The sequence below is a fragment of the Lacticaseibacillus jixiensis genome, from assembly GCF_042847315.1.
Taxonomy (GTDB): Bacteria; Bacillota; Bacilli; order Lactobacillales; family Lactobacillaceae; genus Lacticaseibacillus; species Lacticaseibacillus jixiensis.
Genome location: NZ_BAAFPR010000095.1, coordinates 1 through 1050, shown reverse-complemented (window position 1 = coordinate 1050; position 1050 = coordinate 1). Strand labels below are relative to the sequence as shown.

Genomic DNA, 1050 nt, shown 5'->3' with positions numbered 1-1050 from the left:
ACGCCGCCTATCGAGGTGCGATGAATCTTAATGAGTGCTGTAGCGCTGTGATGCTGATACTCTTGCATGCCGTCACGATGTATCTGTAATCCACAACAGGGAGGCTACCGAATAGTAACAGCAGTGAGTAGATTGATTGGAGAGTTACAATGGTCGACATCTATTACTGTGTCGGCCTTTTTTGGTTTCCAAACCGATATTATGACCGCAGTCAATGGTGTGGGTATTTCCTTTTCAGAGAGCGTCGGAATAGAATTATTATTCATAAATCTCGCGATCTATATTGCGGATGGTCATATTGATATGCGCTATATCGGCGCGTAAAGCCGATAACATTAAGAGTTTGTTACAGTACCAGCTTTTGTTTCAAAACGTGTCCCACAAACTGTCTGTATATGTTGAGAGCGAAAGTTCTCACAGACCTTCCGGAAGGATCTTGCAACGCATCGCCGCCGTGCGCGGCGTGCAGCGCGAAAGCCGCTAGCGCGAGCGGCGGCGGTCGGCTTTAGCCGGCCGCCACAAGCCCCCGGTCTCTAATAGGGGGGCAAATATTAGAGACAAAATACACGTAAGTAGGACGAAAGCGCCGGTGGCAAGCCACTTTGCGTAAGCAGAAAGAAGGCTTTGCTGTCAGGTCGCTTCGAAAGGAGCTAACATGCTGAAAGATTTGAACTTAGTCGGCGGGATGACGAATACCGACTGGCTAAACCAGTTTCATGATGAGATGCGCACGCACAAGATCACTCAGGGCCAATTAGCGAAGACGGCTGATTACAGTCGATCGCATTTGAACCAGCTGCTGACGGGAAACAAGCCGATTAACCAACAAGCGCGGTTGCGATTGACGTTGGCACTGCGGTCGTTGACCGGCCAGAACAACGTTGACGTCTGTATTGATTACTTGGGCGTTACCTTCAAGTCGCACGACTATGAAGAACTGGTGACCGAACTGTTCCAGATTAACCTGAATCACTTTAATCTCAAAGAAGGGGCGCGATACGGGTACGCGGCGACCTTCAAATGTGGTGAAATCGATGTGTTGCTGTCGCC

At 49.4% G+C, this 1050-nt stretch carries 1 pseudogene; it reads left to right on the top strand.

The features are described from left to right. Positions 1 to 655: 655 nt before the first annotated feature. Positions 656 to 1050 (top strand): annotated as a pseudogene (locus tag ACGG90_RS15630) (replication initiation factor domain-containing protein); the annotation flags it as partial.